This window comes from Streptomyces camelliae (genome assembly GCF_027625935.1).
GTDB classification, from domain to species: Bacteria; Actinomycetota; Actinomycetes; order Streptomycetales; family Streptomycetaceae; genus Streptomyces; species Streptomyces camelliae.
In genome coordinates this window covers 1,733,814-1,751,972 of sequence record NZ_CP115300.1, presented here as the reverse complement: position 1 = coordinate 1,751,972, position 18,159 = coordinate 1,733,814, and the positions used below count along the sequence as shown (strand labels likewise).

General features: G+C 72.9%; 14 protein-coding genes, 1 pseudogene and 1 riboswitch. Of the genes and pseudogenes, 12 read left to right on the top strand and 3 right to left on the bottom strand.

Features of this window, described 5'->3' with window-relative positions:
- Positions 1 to 1,566, bottom strand: a complete 1,566-nt coding sequence (locus O1G22_RS08135; protein ID WP_270080701.1) for an alpha/beta hydrolase — start codon at positions 1,564 to 1,566, stop codon at positions 1 to 3.
- A 156-nt stretch (positions 1,567 to 1,722) separates the two neighbouring features.
- Positions 1,723 to 2,775, bottom strand: a complete 1,053-nt coding sequence (locus O1G22_RS08130; RefSeq protein WP_270080700.1) for an Rv2578c family radical SAM protein — start codon at positions 2,773 to 2,775, stop codon at positions 1,723 to 1,725.
- A 148-nt stretch (positions 2,776 to 2,923) separates the two neighbouring features.
- Here O1G22_RS08130 and O1G22_RS08125 point away from each other — a divergent pair, with 148 nt between their 5' ends.
- From O1G22_RS08125 to O1G22_RS08105, 5 genes are all read left to right on the top strand, one after another.
- Complete coding sequence (locus O1G22_RS08125; protein WP_270080699.1) at positions 2,924 to 3,367, top strand: SRPBCC family protein; 444 nt, start codon at positions 2,924 to 2,926, stop codon at positions 3,365 to 3,367.
- Between the two features lie 151 nt (positions 3,368 to 3,518).
- On the top strand, positions 3,519 to 5,969 hold the full coding sequence (locus tag O1G22_RS08120; RefSeq protein ID WP_270080698.1) for an MFS transporter: 2,451 nt from the start codon (positions 3,519 to 3,521) through the stop codon (positions 5,967 to 5,969).
- 165 nt (positions 5,970 to 6,134) lie between these two features.
- Positions 6,135 to 8,612: an ATP-binding SpoIIE family protein phosphatase gene (locus tag O1G22_RS08115; RefSeq protein ID WP_270080697.1), complete on the top strand. Its 2,478-nt coding sequence runs from the start codon at positions 6,135 to 6,137 to the stop codon at positions 8,610 to 8,612.
- A 164-nt stretch (positions 8,613 to 8,776) separates the two neighbouring features.
- Positions 8,777 to 9,496, top strand: a complete 720-nt coding sequence (locus tag O1G22_RS08110) for a class I SAM-dependent methyltransferase (RefSeq protein WP_270080696.1) — start codon at positions 8,777 to 8,779, stop codon at positions 9,494 to 9,496.
- 144 nt (positions 9,497 to 9,640) lie between these two features.
- Positions 9,641 to 9,814, top strand: coding sequence for a hypothetical protein (locus O1G22_RS08105; protein WP_270080695.1), 174 nt, complete (start codon positions 9,641 to 9,643; stop codon positions 9,812 to 9,814).
- 247 nt (positions 9,815 to 10,061) lie between these two features.
- Here O1G22_RS08105 and nicT read toward each other — a convergent pair whose 3' ends face one another.
- A complete protein-coding gene (gene nicT / locus O1G22_RS08100; protein WP_270080694.1) occupies positions 10,062 to 11,171 on the bottom strand; it encodes a Nickel transporter NicT in 1,110 nt (369 codons plus the stop codon).
- Positions 11,172 to 11,198: 27 nt separating this feature from the next.
- Positions 11,199 to 11,389: riboswitch (cobalamin riboswitch) on the bottom strand.
- 80 nt (positions 11,390 to 11,469) lie between these two features.
- Here nicT and O1G22_RS08095 point away from each other — a divergent pair.
- The 7 genes and pseudogenes from O1G22_RS08095 (at position 11,470) to O1G22_RS08065 (ending at position 18,109) form a co-directional block, all read left to right on the top strand.
- A complete protein-coding gene (locus O1G22_RS08095; protein ID WP_270080693.1) occupies positions 11,470 to 11,856 on the top strand; it encodes an ArsR/SmtB family transcription factor in 387 nt (128 codons plus the stop codon).
- Positions 11,857 to 11,926: 70 nt separating this feature from the next.
- A pseudogene (locus tag O1G22_RS08090) lies at positions 11,927 to 12,287 on the top strand (heavy metal translocating P-type ATPase); the annotation flags it as partial.
- Between the two features lie 61 nt (positions 12,288 to 12,348).
- Positions 12,349 to 13,182 carry a M55 family metallopeptidase gene (locus O1G22_RS08085; protein WP_270080692.1) on the top strand — a complete coding sequence of 278 codons (834 nt, stop codon included), beginning with the start codon at positions 12,349 to 12,351 and terminating at the stop codon, positions 13,180 to 13,182.
- Positions 13,175 to 14,503 carry a M20/M25/M40 family metallo-hydrolase gene (locus tag O1G22_RS08080; RefSeq protein ID WP_270080691.1) on the top strand — a complete coding sequence of 443 codons (1,329 nt, stop codon included), beginning with the start codon at positions 13,175 to 13,177 and terminating at the stop codon, positions 14,501 to 14,503. The genes O1G22_RS08085 and O1G22_RS08080 overlap by 8 nt, the downstream gene beginning before the upstream one ends.
- Positions 14,504 to 14,551: 48 nt before the next feature.
- Positions 14,552 to 16,507, top strand: a complete 1,956-nt coding sequence (locus O1G22_RS08075; RefSeq protein ID WP_270080690.1) for a dipeptidyl-peptidase 5 — start codon at positions 14,552 to 14,554, stop codon at positions 16,505 to 16,507.
- Positions 16,504 to 17,454, top strand: coding sequence for a S66 peptidase family protein (locus O1G22_RS08070; protein ID WP_270080689.1), 951 nt, complete (start codon positions 16,504 to 16,506; stop codon positions 17,452 to 17,454). The genes O1G22_RS08075 and O1G22_RS08070 overlap by 4 nt, the downstream gene beginning before the upstream one ends.
- Positions 17,455 to 17,557: 103 nt before the next feature.
- Positions 17,558 to 18,109, top strand: a complete 552-nt coding sequence (locus O1G22_RS08065) for a GNAT family N-acetyltransferase (protein WP_270080688.1) — start codon at positions 17,558 to 17,560, stop codon at positions 18,107 to 18,109.
- Positions 18,110 to 18,159: the final 50 nt, after the last annotated feature.

The following is an 18,159-nucleotide window of genomic DNA, read 5'->3' as shown; positions in this document are numbered from 1 at the left end:
CTACCGGCGGAAGCCCAGCAACCCGTGCAGCGCGGACCCCCGCGCAGACATGGCCGCGGCCTTCGCCACCAACGGCTTGGGATCGGCCGACTTCGCGCACACCGCGTCGGCCACGCCGGCGAGGCTGCGCGGCACGCGCCCGTCCGTCAGATAGTCACTCAGATACCGGTCCAGACAGGCGTTCCCGCTCAGCGTGATCCCATGGTTGCCGCCGCCCTCCTCGACCACGAGGCTGGACCGGGCGAGCAGCCGGTGCACGGTGACCCCACCCGGGTAGGGCGTCGCCGCGTCGTCGGTCGCCTGGAAGAGCAGCACCGGCGGCAGCTTGCCGTTGGCGATGTTCACCGGCTCGCGCCGCGCACCCGGCCAGAAGACGCACGGCGCGTTGTACCAGGCGTTGTTCCAGGCGAAGAACGGCGCCTTGCGGTACACCTCCCAGGTCTGCGCGCGCCACCGGTTCCAGGATTCGGGCCAGGCCGTGTCCCGGCACTGCACCGCCGAGTAGACGCTGTAGCCGTTGTCGCCCGTGTGGTTCACGGCGCCGAAGCTCTTGTACGCCGCCACCAGCGGCTCGGCGTTCCCGTCGCGGACGTACGCCGCGAACGCCCCGGCGAGGTAGGGCCAGTAGCCGTTGTAGTAGCCGCCGGGGACGAAGGTGTCCTCCAGTTCGGCGGCGCCCACCGTGCCGCCGGCCGGCTTCTTCGCCAGCGCCGCCCGCATCGCGTACCACATCGCCTCGATCTTCTGAGGGTCCTTGCCGAGGTGGTACGTCGAGTCGTACCGGGCGATCCAGGCCATCAGGGCGCGGTGGCGGTCGTCGAAGGCGTAGTCCTGGCCGATGTTGTCCGCGTACCAGACCCCGGCCGGGTCGACGACGGAGTCCAGCACCAGACGGCGGACCCGCTCGGGGAACAGCTTGGCGTAGACCGCGCCGAGGTACGTGCCGTAGGAGTAGCCGAAGTAGCTGATCTGCGGGGTGCCGAGCGCCGCGCGGATGGCGTCCATGTCGCGTACGGCGCTGACGGTGTCGATGTACGGCAGCACATCGGCGTGCTTGCGGCTGCAGGCGGTGGCGAAGGACTTCGCGCGCGCGAGGTTCGCCTGCTCCAGGGCCGCCGTCGTGGGCACGGTGTCCGGGCGCACCGCCTTGAAGTGGCCCGGCGCGCAGTCCAGGGCCGGGGCCGACCTGCCGACCCCGCGCGGGTCGAAGCCGATGACGTCGTACCGGGCGGCGACGCTCTTCGGCAGTGCGGAGGCGACGAACCCGGCGAGGGTGAGGCCGCTGCCGCCGGGACCGCCGGGGTTGACCAGCAGCGGGCCCTGGAAGGCCGGCGAGGTGTGCGGGACACGGGACAGGGCGAGCGTGATCTGCCGGCCCGCCGGGTTCGCGTGGTCCAGCGGCACCGTCAGGGACGCGCACTGCAGCGTCGGGTAGTCGCCGGTGCCGCACTTCTGCCAGGCGAGGTGCGCGGCGGGGGCGGCCGCGGCCCCCCGCGCGGGCAGGGCGGTCACCGCCCCCGCCAGCACGGCGGCGGCAGCGCACAGCACCACTGCGCGAGTTCTCATGGGTCCTCCCGGGACGGACGCGGAGGGATCGGCGGACCGCGAGCATCATGGCCCTCGCCGCATCGTCCCGGGACCGGGGCCCTGGAGAACGTGTTGCGCCCGGAGTTGACCCGATTGGGCCGCGCGAAGCCCCCGAACGTCCTCACCCGGACGCGGTCACATGAGGGTGAGCTGGGTCGGCTCGGCCGCCGGCTCGGCGTCCGGCCCGTCCGGGGCCGCGGACGTCGGGCGGATGCGGCGGGCCGCGCCCGCGCGCGTGGGCCCGATGCCGTACTCCCGTGCCAGCTCGTGCACCTGACGGGTGATCCGGCGCTGATACCAGGTGGGCGCGTAGGCGCCTGCCGCGTACAGCCGCTCGTAGCGCCGCACCAGGTGCGGATGGTGCCGGGCGAGCCACGCCATGAACCACTCCCGGGCGCCCGGCCGCAGATGCAGCGTCAGCGGGGTCACCGAGGTCGCCCCGGCCGCCGCGATCGCCCGTACCGTGGCGCGCAGCTGGTCCGGATGGTCGCTCAGGAACGGGATGACCGGTGCCATCAGCACCCCGCAGCCGATGCCGTGCTCGCCGAGGGCGCGTACGACGTCCAGCCGGCGCTCGGGCGCGGGCGTGCCCGGCTCCACCGTGCGCCACAGCTCGGTGTCGAGGAAGCCGGCCGAGACCGAGATGCCGACGTCCGTCACCTCGGCCGCCCGCACCAGCAGGTCCAGATCGCGCAGGATCAGCGTGCCCTTGGTGAGGATCGAGAACGGGTTCGCGCGCTCGGTGAGGGCGGAGATGATGCCCGGCATCAGCCGGTAGCGGCCCTCGGCCCGCTGGTAGCAGTCGACGTTGGTGCCCATCGCGACGTGCTCGCCCTGCCAGCGGGGGGAGGCGAGCTGGCGGCGCAGCACCTCGGGCGCGTTCACCTTGACCACGATCTGGGTGTCGAAGCCGATGCCGGTGTCGAGGTCCAGATAGCCGTGGGTCTTCCTGGCGAAGCAGTACACGCACGCGTGCGTGCAGCCGCGATACGGATTGACGGTCCACTCGAACGGCATGCGCGAGGCGCCCGGCACCCGGTTCAGCACCGAGCGCGCCCGGACCTCGTGGAAGGTGATCCCCCGGAACTCGGGCATGTCGAAGGTGCGGGTCGTCACCGCGTCCGCGCCGAACAGGGCGGCCTCGGCCCGGCCGTGTTCGCTCTCCTCCGTGAGGTTGTCCCAGCGCATGACGCCTCCTCGGTAGCACTGCCGCACACAATAGAACATGTGTTCCCGTGATCGTGCGCCCCGTGTTGACGGCCCCCGATTTGGGGCGCCGGGCACCGGGGTGGTTGGCTTGCTCCCATCCCGAGAAACCAGGTCCTGGAGGAACGCAATGGCGCAGGTCGAGGCCACTACGGAGCGGGTCGTCGCGGCGGACGCGGAGAAGGTGTTCGACGCCCTCGCCGACTACCGCGGCACGCGGCAGAAGCTGCTGCCCGAGCACTTCAGCGAGTACGAGGTCCGCGAGGGCGGCGACGGCGAGGGCACCCTCGTCCACTGGAAGCTCCAGGCCACCAGCAAGCGGGTCCGTGACTGCCTGCTGGAGGTCAGCGAGCCCACCGACGGGCAGCTCGTCGAGAAGGACCGCAACTCCTCCATGGTCACCGTCTGGACGGTCACCCCGGCGGGCGAGGGCAGCTCCCGGGTCGTCGTCACCACCACCTGGAACGGCGCCGGCGGCATCGGCGGCTTCTTCGAGAAGACCTTCGCGCCCAAGGGCCTCGGCCGGATCTACGACGCGGTGCTGGCCAACCTCGCCGCCGAGGTCGAGAAGTAGCCCAAGCCCCCTGCGGTGAAGGGGCGTTGTGCCCCTTCACCGGTTCGAGTGGATCTCCCTTCCGTCCGGAACCAGGCCGTAACCCGCCGCAGTTGTTCCCCGTTGCCGCCGTACGCGGGACATGTGACAGATGTGACGAGGGGAGCGGTACGTGGGCGGGACGACTCTGGTGACACACGAGCCGGTCGCGGCGCCGGCGGCGGGGGAGAACACACCCCGCGACGCGCCGACCGCACCGGCGACCGCAGAGGCAGTCCCTCGACTCGGCGCACGCCGCGTGCGGTTGGTCTTCCTCGGGCTGATGCTCGCCCTGCTCCTCGCGGCGCTCGACCAGATGATCGTCGCCACCGCGCTGCCGAAGATCGTCGGTGAACTGCACGGCCTGAACCGGATGAGCTGGGCGATCACCGCCTATCTGCTCACCTCCACCATCGGCCTGCCGCTGTACGGCAAGCTCGGCGACCTCGTCGGCCGCAAGGGCGTCTTCCAGTTCGCCATCGCCGTCTTCGTCGTCGGCTCCGCGCTCGCCGGCCGGGCCCAGTCCATGGACCAGCTCATCGCCTTCCGTGCGGTCCAGGGCGTCGGCGCCGGCGGTCTCATGATCGGCGTACAGGCGATCATCGCCGACATCGTCCCGCCCCGCGAACGGGGCCGCTACATGGGCCTGATCGGCGCCGCCTTCGGCCTCGCCTCCGTCGCGGGCCCGCTGCTGGGCGGCTACTTCACCGACCACCTCTCCTGGCGCTGGTGCTTCTACGTCAACGTCCCCTTCGGCCTGATCACCCTCGCCGTGGTCACCGCCGTCCTGAAACTGCCCAGGCCCGCCACCCGCGGCCGCCTCGACGTCCTCGGCGCCCTGCTCCTCGCCGCCGCCTCCACCTGCCTGGTGCTGCTCACCAGCTGGGGCGGCACCGAGTACGCGTGGGGCTCGCGGCAGATCATCGGCCTCGGCGCCGGCGCCCTCGCCGCCACGGTCCTCTTCCTCGTCGCCGAGCGCTTCGCCGCCGAACCCCTCATCCCGCTGCGGCTGTTCCGCGACTCCGTCTTCAACGTCAGCGGCCTGGTGGGCCTGGTGATCGGTGTCGCCCTGTTCGGCGCCGCCAGCTATCTGCCGACCTTCCTGCAGATGGTCGACGGCGCCAGCGCCACCGAGTCCGGGCTGCTGATGCTGCCCATGATGGCCGGGATCGTCGGCGCCTCGGTCATCGGCGGCCAGCTCATCAGCCGCACCGGCCGCTACAAGGTCTTCCCCGTGCTCGGCGGCGCCGTCTCCGCCGTCGGCATGTGGCTGCTGTCCCGCCTCGAAACCGACACGCCCCGGCTGCACTACAGCATCTGGATGGCCGTCCTCGGCGCCGGCATCGGCCTCGTGATGCCCGTCCTCGTCCTCGCCGTGCAGAACTCCGTACGGCCCTCCGACCTCGGCACCGCCACCAGCGCCAACAACTACTTCCGCCAGATCGGCGGCAGCGTCGGCGCCGCGGTCTTCGGCACCCTCTTCGCCGACCGGCTCACCGCCGCGCTCCGCCGGGAACTGCCCCCGCGCACGGGCGCCCGACTGCCCGACGCCGACTCCATCACCCCTCAGCTCGTGCACGCGCTGCCCCCGGCGCTGCGCGACGCCTACATCCGCGCCTACGCCGACGCGATGCCCCGGATCTTCCTCTACCTCGTCCCGGTGCTCCTCGCCGGCCTGCTCCTCGCCTTCTTCCTCAAGGAGAAACCCCTGGTGTCCCACCCCACCGCCGAGACCGGGCCCGAGACCGTGAACCCCCCGATCCCACAGGCCCGCCCCCAGCCTTCGGCCGGGGGGACCCCCATCTCGCTTCGCTCGCCGTACGCCGCCGGAATCCCGGTCTGCGGCACCGTGCAGCACCCCGACGGCACCGTGGTGCCCCGCGCCGCCCTCACCCTCATCGACGTCGCCGGACAGCAGATCGGCCGGGGCGCGAGCGGCGAGGACGGGCGGTACGCGCTCAGCACCCCCGGCTCCGGTTCGTACGTGCTCATCGCCGCCGCCGGCGGCCACCAGCCGCAGGCCGTCTCCGTCACCGTCGGCGAACGGCCCGTCGAACTCGACGTCGTCCTCGGCGGCGCCGGACGCCTCGCGGGCAGCGTCCGCACCGCCGACGGCAGCCCCGTACGGGACGCCACCGTCACCCTCACCAACGTGCACGGCGAGGTCGTCGCCGCCGCCCGCAGCGGCCGCGAGGGCGGTTACGTCATCACCGAACTCGTCGCCGGCGAGTACACCCTGGCCGCCAGCGCCCCCGCCTTCCGGCCGGCCGCCCTCCCCGTCACCGTGCAGGCCTCCCGGGAGACCCGGCAGGACGTCGAACTCGCGGGCGGCGCCATGCTCAGGGGCACCGTCCGGGCGAGCGGCGGCCGGCCCGTCGAGGACGCGCGCGTCACCCTCCTCGACGCCGCCGGCAACGTCGTCGACACCCTCACCACCGGATCGGACGGGACGTTCCGGTTCGTCGACCTGTCCTCCGGCGAGTACACCGTCATCGCCGCGGGCTACCCGCCGGTCGCCACCGTGCTCCAGGTCGCGGGCGGCGGCCGCACCGAACGCGACCTGCAGCTGGGGCACGAGGACTGACCGGGCGGGGGCAGGGGGCGTCCGCGGGGCGCTGAGCTGCGCGCCGGTGCGATTCGGTGAAACCAATTCCAGGATTGGCACACATCGCGACCGGCCGCCGCCGTACGGTAGTGGCAGGCTTCACAGATCGTTTGCGAACAGCCGCGGGGAGAAAGGGCCTGGGCCATGGATTTCGGCGACGACCGTGGCAGCACGCGGGACACGCCTCCCGGCCGCGGCGCGGATGACGCCGCCGCGGGCCGCATTCCGCTGGCCGTGGTCGTCGTCGACCGCGCCGGCCTCGTGTCCCACTGGAGCAGCGGAGCCCGGCGGCTGTTCGGCGCCGGACGCGAGGACGCCGTAGGACGGCCCGCGGCCGATCTGCTGCCGGTCTCCGGAGTCCTCCCCGACGACGCGCACGGCGACATGCACGACGACGCGATGTCCGGCGCGTACCCGCGTCACGACGGGCCCGGCCCCGATCTGGAGGCCTCGCTCGACGGGCACACCGGCTACGCCACGGCGGGCCGTGCCCGCATCGCCGCACCCGGTGTTCCCGCCGGCGAGCGGCTCGACGTGCTGTGGTGGGCCTACCCGCTGGTCGGCCCCGGCCCCTCCCGCCTGCTCGTGCTCGCCGCCGACGCCGGCCGGCTGCGCGAGGAACGCGGCTACGACGACGAGACCGCCGAGCGCATCTCACCCGGCTTCGCCCGCCACACCGAGCTGCCCGCCTCCGACGAGCTGGAGCGGCGGCTGCCCGAGATCCTGCCCAACATGGGCCCGGGACTCAGCTCCCGCATCGTCGCCCAGGTCCTCGAACTGGGCTATCCGGTCCTGGAGTTCAGCCAGTTCGACCGGGTGCCCGTCACCCCGTACTGGGGCGTGCCCCGCCGCCCGGGCCGCCGCCGCGCCGAACCCGTCGTACCGCAGCAGCGCACCGGCGCACCCGTCCTGGTCCCGGCCGGCGCCGAGGAGGACCTGGAGTACGCGGCGGTGCGCGAGCGGCTGGAGTTCCTCAACGAGGTCAGCTCCCGCATCGGTTCCTCGCTCGACCTCGGCGAGACCATCCGCGAGGTCACCAGCGCCGCCGTACCCCGGTTCGCCGACTTCGCCGGCACCCATCTACGCGCCGCCGTCCTCGCCGGCGAGGGCTTCCCGGACGGCCCGCCGGACGCGCAGACCGTGATGTTCCGCGTCTGGGTCGAGCACAACGACGAACCGGGCCGCTGGGACGACACCGTGCCCGTCGGCGAGGCGTTCGCCTTCCCCGAGCACACCCCGTTCTACAAGTGCATGGTCACCGGTGAGCCGGTGCTGATCCCGCGGGTCACCGAGGAGCTGTCCGAGCGGATCTCCGGCGAGTTCGAGAAGCGCGACCTCAGGCCCCTCATCGGCGGCCGTTCGCTGCTGATCGTGCCGCTCAAGGCCCGCAACGTCGTCCTCGGCTTCATGGTGCTGATGCGCCGCCCCGACCGGGTGGCGTTCGACGACATGGACCGCACCACCGGCGCCGAACTCGCCGCCCGCGCAGGCCTCGTGCTCGACAACGCCCGCATGTACACCTACCAGGAGAACGTCGCCGACACCCTCCAGGACAGCATGCTGCCGCAGGTGAACCCGCGGATGGCGGGGTGCGACGTCGCCACCCGCTATCTGCCCGGCACCCGGCTGGGCCGGATCGGCGGCGACTGGTTCGACACCATCAAACTGCCCGGCTCGCGCACCGCCCTCGTCGTCGGCGACGTCATGGGCCACGGCCTCAACTCGGCCGCGATGATGGGCCAGTTGCGCACCGCCGTACAGACCATGGCCGCGATGGAGACCCCGCCCGCCCAGCTTCTGCGCAACCTCGACGACCTGGCCCGCCGGCTCGGCGACACCTACCTCGCCACCTGCCTCTACGCCGTCTACGACCCGATCCGCGGCGAGCTGCACCTCGCCAACGCCGGCCACATCCCGCCCGTCCTGGTGCGCGCCGAGGACGGCAGCAGCGAACTCCTCGACCTGCCGACCGGCGCCCCCATAGGCGTCGGCGGTGTCGCGTTCGAGTCCGTGCGGGTCAAGGTCGCGCCCGGTGACCGGCTGGTGCTGTGCACCGACGGCCTGGTCGAGGTGCGCGGCTCCGACATCGGCGAGGGCCTCGCCGCGCTGTGCGAGTCCGCCGCGCACCCCGCCGCCTCCATGGACGACGCCTGCGACACCATCATCCGAGCCCTCAACACCCGCGGCGGCCGCAAGGACGACGTCGCCCTGCTCATGGCCCGCCTCAACGGCATCCCCGGCGACCACGTCGCCGAATGGCGCTTCGACCCCGACCCGCGCGAGGTCGGCCGGGCCCGCCGTCTGGTCCGCGCCCAGCTCCTCGCCTGGGGCTTGCCGCAGGCGGTGGAGACCGCCGAGCTGCTGGTCAGCGAGGTCGTCACCAACGCCGTCCGGCACGCCGGGAGCCGGCCGGTCGACCTGCGCGTGGTCCGCGCCGACGCCCTGCTCTTCGAGGTCACCGACGACGAACCCGCCCTGCCCACCATGCTCGGCCCCGGCCCGTACGACGAGTCGGGCCGGGGCCTGCGCGTGGTCAGCCGGCTGGCCCGGGAGTGGGGCGCCACCGCGAGCGGCCACCGCAAGACGGTCTGGTTCGAACAGGCGGTCACCGGACGGAGGTGAGCGGGCGTCACGCACGGGGTTACGTGGGGCGCGCGCCCTGTCTGCGCGCACGCCCCCCGGCCTCTCCAGCGCCCGTACATCTCGTGAAGGTGGGCGTCCGCATCTTGCCCTGGCCTGGGCCTCCGCGATATCCCGATCACGGAACCGAACCGTGGGGAGAGCGCATGAACGTCTCGGACAACTACCGCAACGCCTGGGAACGTTACTGGAGCGAGACCTCGGACGAGGCGGGCGAAGCGATCTGGGACTGCGATCCCGCCCTCTCCGCCGAGCCGCACAGCGCCCTGCTGCTGCCTCACGCCGATGCGGAGCGCACCATCGTCGACCTCGGCTGCGGCAACGGCACCACGACCCGCTATCTCGCCACCCGGTTCGCCCGCGCCGTCGGCGTCGACCTCTCGCACGCCGCCGTCGAGCACGCGCGCCGCGCCACGCCCGACGACACCGCGGAGTTCCAGCAGCTCGACCTCACCGACACGGGCGCCGTCCGTGCCCTGCACGAGCAGCTCGGCGACGCCCACGTCTATATGCGGGCCGTCATCCATCAGAGTGAACCGGAGGCGCGGCCCGCGGTCGCCGCCGCCGTCGCCGAGATCATCGGCGGCGCGGGACGCGCGTTCGTCGTCGAACTCACCTCCGGCTCCCGGGACGTGCTGAGGCGTGCCGCGTCCCAGCCGGGCGGGCCGGGGCCCAAGCTCCAGCGCGTCTTCCAGCACGGGCTCAAGCCCGCCGACGCCGACGACGAGGAGATCCCGAAGCTGCTCGCCGCGGCCGGCCTGAGGGTCCTCGCCGAGGGCGAGACGACCCTGCCGCAGACCGAACACCTCGCGGACGGCACCCGCATCGACCTGCCGGCCCGCTGGTTCGTCCTCGCCGGGAAGTAGCCGGACGGAAAGACCCGGCACGCGCGCGGGCCCCGCACCGTCTCAGCCGAGGGTGCGGAGGGGGCCCGAGCCTCCCGGCCGTGCGCCCGGCTCGCGGTCGTGCCTCCGCCCACGTGAGCCGGGCGGTCCCAAGGTTCTCGGTCCATGGAGAACGGGGACGAGATCGTCACCGACCGCCGTCCGAGCCTCGACCTGGCGGAGCGGCACCTGCAGCAGGTGGCCGAGCAGAGGCCGGCGCTGCTGCACGGCCGCCGGAACCTCGCCGGCAGCGGCTCGGCCGGAAGCAGGACCGCGATGTGCTGGGACCTCCCGGGCTGACGGCCATCGACCGCACGGCGGTGGCGGACCACGAGACGCGGCTGACGGCCTACGCGCGGGAGGCCCTGGCCCAGGTCCCGGGTCGCCGGCGGCTGGGCCCGGCGGCCGAGCGGACCGGCGTACCGGCCTTCACCCTGCCCGGCCACACCCCGGCCCGAGATCGCCGACCGGCTGGACGGCGACGGCCTCGCTGCTGGAGCTGCAGGCCGCCCGAGCCGGCCCGCCCGGTGGCACCGCCTCGTAGGAGTCAGCCGGTCTCTGTGGTGTGGGCGTTCCAGCGCTCCTCGACCTTGGCCAGGCGCCAGTAGGCGATGGCCATGACCCAGACGACGACGAACAGGCCGACGATGACGTAGCCGACGTTGTCCAGGTTCAGGCCCGCGATCCAGCCGGTGACGCCATCGCTCAGGCCGAGCTTGTCATGCAGGACGCCGACCAGCTCGATCGTCCCGACGAAGAAGGCGACGGCGATGGACAGACCGGTGATGGTGAGGTTGTAGAACACCTTGCGGACCGGGTTCGAGAAGGCCCACTGGTAGGCGAAGTTCATGAAGGTGCCGTCGAGGGTGTCGAACAGGCTCATGCCGGCGGCGAAGAGCAGGGGCAGGCACAGGACCGCGTACCAGGGCAGACCGGCGGCCGCGCCGTTGCCGGCCAGGGCGAGAAGCAGCACCTCGGTCGAGGTGTCGAAGCCGATCCCGAAGAGGAAGCCGAGCGGGAACATCTGGCCGGGGCGGCGGACGGACTTGGTGAGCCGGCCCAGGATGCGGTTCATGAAGCCGCGCGAGTCCAGGTGCGCCTCCAGCTCGGCCTCGTCGTACTGCCCGGCGCGCATGGCCTTGAAGACGCGGGCGATGCCGAACAGCGCCACGAGGTTGAGGGCGGCGATGAGGTAGAGGAAACCGCCGGAGACCGTGGTGCCGACGGTGCCGAGGACCTGGTGGGTCCGGGAACCGTCGTTCATCAGGGCGCCGGCGAGCTTCGCGCCTCCCGCGACCAGCGCGGCCATGACGACCACCACGCTGGAGTGCCCGAGCGCGAACCAGAAGCCCACCGACACCGGCCGTTTGCCGTCGGCCATCAGCTTGCGGGTGGTGTTGTCGATCGCGGCGATGTGGTCGGCGTCGAAGGCGTGCCGCATGCCGAGGGTGTAGGCGGTGATGCCGAGGCCGACCCCGAACGCCTTGGTGCCGACCTCATAGTGATGCGGGATCACCAGAACGAAGAGGATCCCGAAGGCCACCACATGCAGGGCGACGATCACGGCCAGCAGGCCCGCGGTTCGGACGGTGTCCTCGCGCCGCCAGCGGAAGGACGTGGTGGCGGCGGTTTCGGGCACGCCTGAGGACACGGTCATTCGGTCACGCTCCAGCACCTCGTGGATCAGCTTCGTGATGCCGTGGCCGGTCTCCTGGCTGACGGGTCGACGCGCCCGCCCCTGCCTTCCCGGCCGCGAGGCCAGTGGCAATGCGTGGGGCGGAAACTTCCCGATCACAGTGGCGAGGGCCGCTCCGGACTGAGCCCCCTGAGGGGCCGTCACCGGTCTTCCCGAACACCACGGCCCACCCACCCTAGAGTGCCGCGGTCAAGGGCTGCAAGACTGCACAACTATGCAGGTGTGATGACCGGAACGGTGCGGCTGCGATGATGAGGCCATGCATCTCGTCCCCGCGGAACGTGCCGGGCAGCGCACCATCGACGGCCACCGGGTCTGCGATGCGATCGCCGCCGTCGGCGAGCCCGAGCGCGTACGTGCCTGGGCCGATCGCTTCTCCCTGCTCTCCGACCCCGGACGCCTCTCCCTGCTGCTCGCCCTCCACGAGGCCGGCCCCATCGCCGTCTCGGACCTCGCCGTCGCCACCGGAATGCGGGACACCGCCGTCTCCCAGGCGCTCCGCCTCCTGCGCGCCGCGGGCGTCGTCGAGGGCGACAAGGAGGGCAGGATCGTGCGCTACCGGCTCGTCGACGGCCCGGTTTCCGCGCTGCTGGAACACTGCGCGTCCTCCCACGACACGGGCGCCGAGGGCTTGCCGCCCCACTAGACGCTCATGGGTCCGGGTTCGACCCGGATGCCGCATGTGGCGTGCGCCGCCTTCCCGATCCGGAACTCGGCCGGCCGGAGTCTTCGTACCCGTCGTACGGGCGCCGGCCGTGACGACACTCGGCTTGCGGCTCGGTGCCGGGGCGGATCCGCAGGCCGCTGTCACCGCGTGCGTGGCCGTGCCGGTCGTGGCGTGCCCCTGTGCGCTGGGGGTTGGCGACGCCGACCGCGTTGATGGCCGCGGCCGGACGGGGCGCGCAACTGGGCGTGCTGGTCAGCGGGCCGCAGGCGTGGGAACGGCTTCAGCACATCGACGTGGTGGTACTGGACGTGACCGGCACGCTCACCTCCGGCGACATGACCGGCGCCCGGGTCACGGCCGCGCCGGGCGGGCCGGGTGAGGAGACGGTGCTGCGGCCGGCCGGTGCGGTCTCCTGAGTTGGGATCGACGCCTCGTAGGAAGTTCCCCCGTCGGCGCGTAACGTGACGCAACATGAAGATCCTCATCAGTGCCGACATGGAGGGTGCCACCGGGGTCACGTGGCCGGCCGATGTGCTGCCGGGGACGCCGCAGTGGGAGCGGTGCCGGGCGATGTTCACCTCGGACGTGAACGCCGCCGCGGGGGGCTTCTTCGACGGCGGCGCCGATCAGGTGCTCGTCAACGAGGCCCACTGGAGCATGCGGAATCTGCTGCTGGAGCGGCTCGACGAGCGGGTCGAGATGCTCACCGGCCGGCACAAGGCGCTGTCCATGGTGGAGGGCGTGCAGTACGGGGACGTCGACGGCATCGCCTTCGTCGGCTACCACGCCGGCGCCGGCATGGAGGGCGTCCTCGCCCACACCTACCTCGCCAACCAGATCACCGGCGTGTGGCTGAACGACGCCCGCGCCAGCGAGGGTCTGCTCAACGCGCACGTCGTCGCCGAGTACGGCGTCCCCGTCGTCCTCGTCACCGGCGACGACGTGGCCTGCGAGGACGCGCTCGGGTACGCCCCCGAGGCACTGAAGGTCGCCGTCAAGGACCATGTGTCGCGGTACGCGGCGGTGTGCCGGACCCCGGCCCGCACCGCCGCCGACATCCGCGCCGCCGCGAAGGAGGCCGCCCGGCTCGCGGTGCGCCACGCACCCGTCGAGGCCGGGCCGTTCACCGTCGCCGTCGAGTTCGACGCCGAGCATCTGGCGATGGCCGCCACCGTCGTCCCCGGGGTCGCCCGCATCGGGGAGCGGAAGGTGGCGTACACCAGCGCCACCATGTACGAGGGGATCAGGACGTTCAAGGCGGTCACCACGATCGTCTCCGCCGCCGTGGAGGAGCAGTATGGCTGACCAGCACACCGACCGGCAGACCGACCTTCAGGCGCTGGACGAGGTCGTGGAGTTCACCTCCGGTCTGATCCGCATCGACACCACCAACCGGGGCGGCGGGGACTGCCGGGAGCGGCCCGCCGCCGAGTACGCCGCCGAACGGCTGGCCGGCGCGGGCCTGGAGCCGCTGCTGCTGGAGCGCACACCGGGCCGCACCAACGTCGTCGCCCGGATCGAGGGCACCGACCCCGCCGCCGACGCGCTGCTGGTCCACGGCCATCTCGACGTGGTGCCGGCCGAGGCCGCCGACTGGAGCGTGCACCCGTTCTCCGGGGAGATCCGCGACGGGGTGGTGTGGGGCCGCGGCGCCGTCGACATGAAGAACATGGACGCGATGATCCTCGCCGTCGTGCGTGCCTGGGCCCGGCTGGGCGTACGGCCCCGCCGGGACATCGTCATCGCCTTCACCGCCGACGAGGAGGCCAGCGCCGAGGACGGCTCCGGGTTCCTCGCCGACCACCACCCCGAGCTGTTCGAGGGCTGCACCGAGGGCATCAGCGAGTCCGGCGCCTTCACCTTCCACGACGGCGCCGGCCGGCAGCTCTACCCGATCGGCGCCGGGGAGCGGGGCACCGGCTGGGTGAAACTCACCGCGCGCGGCCGGGCCGGGCACGGCTCCAAGGTGCACAAGGACAACGCGGTCACCCGGCTCGCCGCCGCCGTCGCGCGCATCGGCGAGCACGAATGGCGGATCCGGCTCACCCCGACGGTGCGGGCCGCACTCACCGAACTCGCCACCCTGTACGGCATCGAGCCCGACTTCCGGGACGTGGACCGGCTGCTGGAGAAGCTCGGCCCGGCGGCCGCGCTGGTCGAGGCAACCCTGCGCAACAGCGCCAACCCGACCATGCTGGAAGCCGGTTACAAGATCAACGTCGTCCCCGGCGAAGCGGTCGCCTACGTCGACGGGCGCTATCTGCCGGGCGGCGAGGAAGAGTTCACCACCACCCTCGATCAGCTCACCGGCCCGGACGTGAGCTGGGAGTTCGCGCACCGCGAGGTGGCCCTGCAGGCGCCGGTGGAATCCCCCACCTTCGCCCGGATGCGAGCCGCCGTCGAGGAGTTCGCACCGGACGGGCATGTGGTGCCGTACTGCATGTCGGGCGGCACGGACGCCAAGCAGTTCTCCCGGCTCGGCATCACCGGTTACGGCTTCGCCCCGCTGAAGCTGCCCGAGGATCTCGACTACCAGGCGCTGTTCCACGGCGTGGACGAGCGGGTGCCCGTCGAGGCGCTGCACTTCGGCGTCCGCGTCCTCGACCGCTTCCTGCGCACGGCCTAGGGGAGCCTTTCGAGCCGCTCAAGAAGCCGAGAAGGAGGGCACACACGCGTGCTGACGTCGCCGTACGGAACGTGGCCGTCGCCCGTCGACGCGGCGCTGGCCGCCGCGCACGACGGACAGCCGGACTGGGTGGGCTTCGTCGGGGACGAGGTGTGGTGGACCGAACCCCGGCCCGCCGAGGGCGGCCGCCGGGCACTGGTGCGGCGTACGGCCGAGGGCACGGAGGAGACGGTGCTGTCCGCGCCGTGGAACGTGGCCAACCGGGTCGTCGAGTACGGCGGCCGCCCCTGGACCGGGGCGGTGCCGGACGGCCGGCCGCTGATCGTCTTCACACACTTCGCCGACCAGCGGCTGTACCGGTACGAACCCGGCGGCGAGCCGCGCCCGCTGACCCCGCTGTCCGCGGTCGGCGCGGGACCGCGTTGGGCCGACCCGCACCTGGACCTCGCCCGCGGTGAAGTGTGGTGCGTGCTGGAGGAGTTCACCGGGGACGGCCCCGGCGACGTCCGGCGCGTCCTGGCCGCCGTACCGCTGGACGGCTCCGCCGCCGAAGACCGCTCCGCGGTGCGCGAACTCACCGACGGCCGCCACCGGTTCGTCACCGGCCCCCGCCTCTCACCCGACGGCCGCCGGGCCGCCTGGCTCGCCTGGGACCATCCGCGGATGCCGTGGGAGGGGACGGAACTGCTCGTCGGCGAGATCGGTGTCGACGGCATACTGCATACCGTCCACACGGTCGCCGGCGGGCCGCACGAGGCGATCGCGCAGACCGAATGGTCTGCAGAAGGCAGTCTTCTGTACACCAGCGACCGCAGCGGCTGGTGGAACCTCTACCGGGACGACGGCACCCCGCTCTGCCCGCGCGAGGAGGAGTTCGCCGGGCCGCTGTGGCGGCCCGGACTGCGCTGGTTCGCACCGCTGGACAGCGGGCTGATCGCGGTCGTACACGGCAGGGGGTCGACCGTACTCGGGATACTGGATCCCGTATCCGGTGAGATCGTCGACGTCGCCGGACCGTGGACCGAGTTCGCCGGCACGCTCGCCGCTCGCGGCAGCCGGGTCTTCGCGGTCGGCGCCGGCCCGCGCACCGCCCACGAGGTGGTCGAGCTGGACACCGGCACCGGCCGGGCCCGCGCCGTCGGCGCCCGGCACCGGGACGCCGTCGACCCCGCCTACTACCCGCAGCCCAGCACCCGCACCTTCACCGGCCCCGGCGGCCGAGAGGTGCACGCCCACGTCCACCCGCCGCACCACCCCGCCCGCACCGCACCCGACGGCGAGGCGCCGCCGTACGTCATCTGGGCGCACGGCGGGCCCACCAGCCGGGTGCCGCTCGTCCTCGACCTGACCATCGCCTACTTCACCTCGCGGGGCATCGGGATCGCCGAGGTGAACTACGGCGGCTCCACCGGATACGGACGCGCCTACCGGGAGCGGCTGCGCGGGCAGTGGGGTGTGGTCGACGTCGAGGACTGCGCGGCCGTCGCCCGCGCCCTCGCCGAGGAGGGCACTGCCGACCCCGCCCGGCTCGCCATCCGCGGCGGCAGCGCCGGCGGCTGGACCGCCGCAGCCTCCCTGACCACCACCGACGTCTACGCCTGCGGGACCATCGTCTACCCCGTCCTCGACCTCGCCACCTGGGGACCGGGGGAGACCCACGACTTCGAGTCCCGCTACCTGGAGTCGCTCATCGGGCCCCTCGCCGAGGTGCCGGCCCGGTACACAGAGCGCTCGCCGACCACCCACGCCGACCGGCTCACCGTGCCGTTCCTGCTGCTCCAGGGCCTGGACGACGTGATCTGCCCGCCGGCCCAGTGCGAACGCTTCCTCGCCCGGATCCAGGGCCGGGGCGTGCCGCACGCCTACCTGACCTTCCCCGGCGAGGGCCACGGGTTCCGGCGGGCCGAGACGATGGTGCGCGCGCTGGAGGCGGAACTGTCCTTGTACGCTCAGGTGTTCGGACTGGACGTGCCCGACGTCCCGAGACTGGAGCTGCACCCGTGAAGGACGTGAAGGACGCGAAGGACGCGAAGGCACTGACCCGGCCGAAGCGGCTGGCCCCCGGCGCCCGCGTCGCCGTCGTCGCCACCAGCGGGCCGGTGCCCGAGGAGCGGCTCCAGGCCGGGCTCGACGTGCTGCGCGGCTGGGACCTCGACCCGGTCGTCGCCCCCCATGTCCTCGACCGGCACGGCGAGTTCGGCTACCTCGCCGGCGCCGACGCCGACCGCGCGGCCGACCTCCAGAACGCCTGGTGCGACCCCACCGTGGACGCCGTCCTGTGCGCCCGCGGCGGATACGGCGTACAGCGGATGGTCGACCTGCTCGACTGGGAGGCGATGCGGGCGGCCGGGCCCAAGGTCCTCGTCGGCTTCAGCGACATCACCGTCCTGCACGAGGCCTTCGCCGCCCGCCTCGGCCTCGCCACCCTGTACGGGCCGGTGGCGGCCGGCGTCGACTTCATCAAGAACGCCCGCGCACAGGACCATCTGCGGGCCACCCTCTTCGCCCCGGAGACCGTCTGCACCATCGCCTCCGGCGGCACGGCCCTCGTGCCCGGCCGCGCCCGTGGCATCACTCTCGGCGGCTGTCTGGCCCTGCTCGCCACCGAACGCGGCACCCCGCACGCCCGCCCCTCGGCGGCCGGTGGGCTGCTCTGCCTGGAGGACGTCGGCGAGACGACGTACCAGCTGGACCGCTACCTCACCCAGCTCCTGCGCTCCGGCTGGCTGGAGGGCGTGCGCGGGATCCTGCTCGGCTCCTGGGAGCGCTGTGGCGACTACGCCGCGATACGGCCGATGTTCGCCGACCGGCTCGGCGGGCTCGGCGTGCCGGTGGTGGAGGAGTTCGGTTTCGGCCACTGTGCCGGCGCCCTGACCATTCCTTTCGGCGTCCCCGCGGAACTCGACGCGGATTCCGGCACGTTGACCCTGGACGAGCCCGCCCTGCGCTGACCCGCCCCGGCGTCCCGGACCGGGGTGGGTGCCGGCCGTGCACCCCCGCCGTCCGGGCGGAATCCCGCGGACGGCGCGGGCGGTGACGTCGTACGCTGGCCGGATGCCGCACACCGCACCCCACTGGCTCGCCGAGGGCCCCCGCGTGGCCATCCGCCACTTCACCCCCGAGGACGGTCCCGAGTTCACGGCCCGTGCCCGCGAGAGCAAGGACCTGCACCGGCCGTGGCTGTTCCCGCCGGACACCGACGAGGCCTACGCCGCCTACGCCGGCCGGCTGATCGAGGACCCCACCAAGGCCGGCTTCCTGGTGTGCGAGAAGGACAGCGGGGCCATCGCCGGATTCATCAACATCAACAACATCGTCCGGGGCGGCTTCCAGTGCGGCGCCCTCGGCTACGGCGCCTTCGCGCACGCCGCCGGCCGCGGCCTGATGCGCGAGGGCCTCGACCTGGTCGTCGGGTACGCCTTCGGACCGCTGGGCCTGCACCGGCTGGAGATCAACGTCCAGCCCGAGAACGCCGCCTCCGTCGCGCTGGCCCGGGGCGGCGGCTTCCGCCTGGAGGGCTTCTCGCCCGCCATGATCTACATCGACGGCGCCTGGCGCGACCACGAGCGCTGGGCACTGACCGCGGAGATGCGTAACCCCGGCTGACCGGTCCCTGCTCGCGGACGCGGGCGTGGAGGCTTTTGCGCAATCCTGAC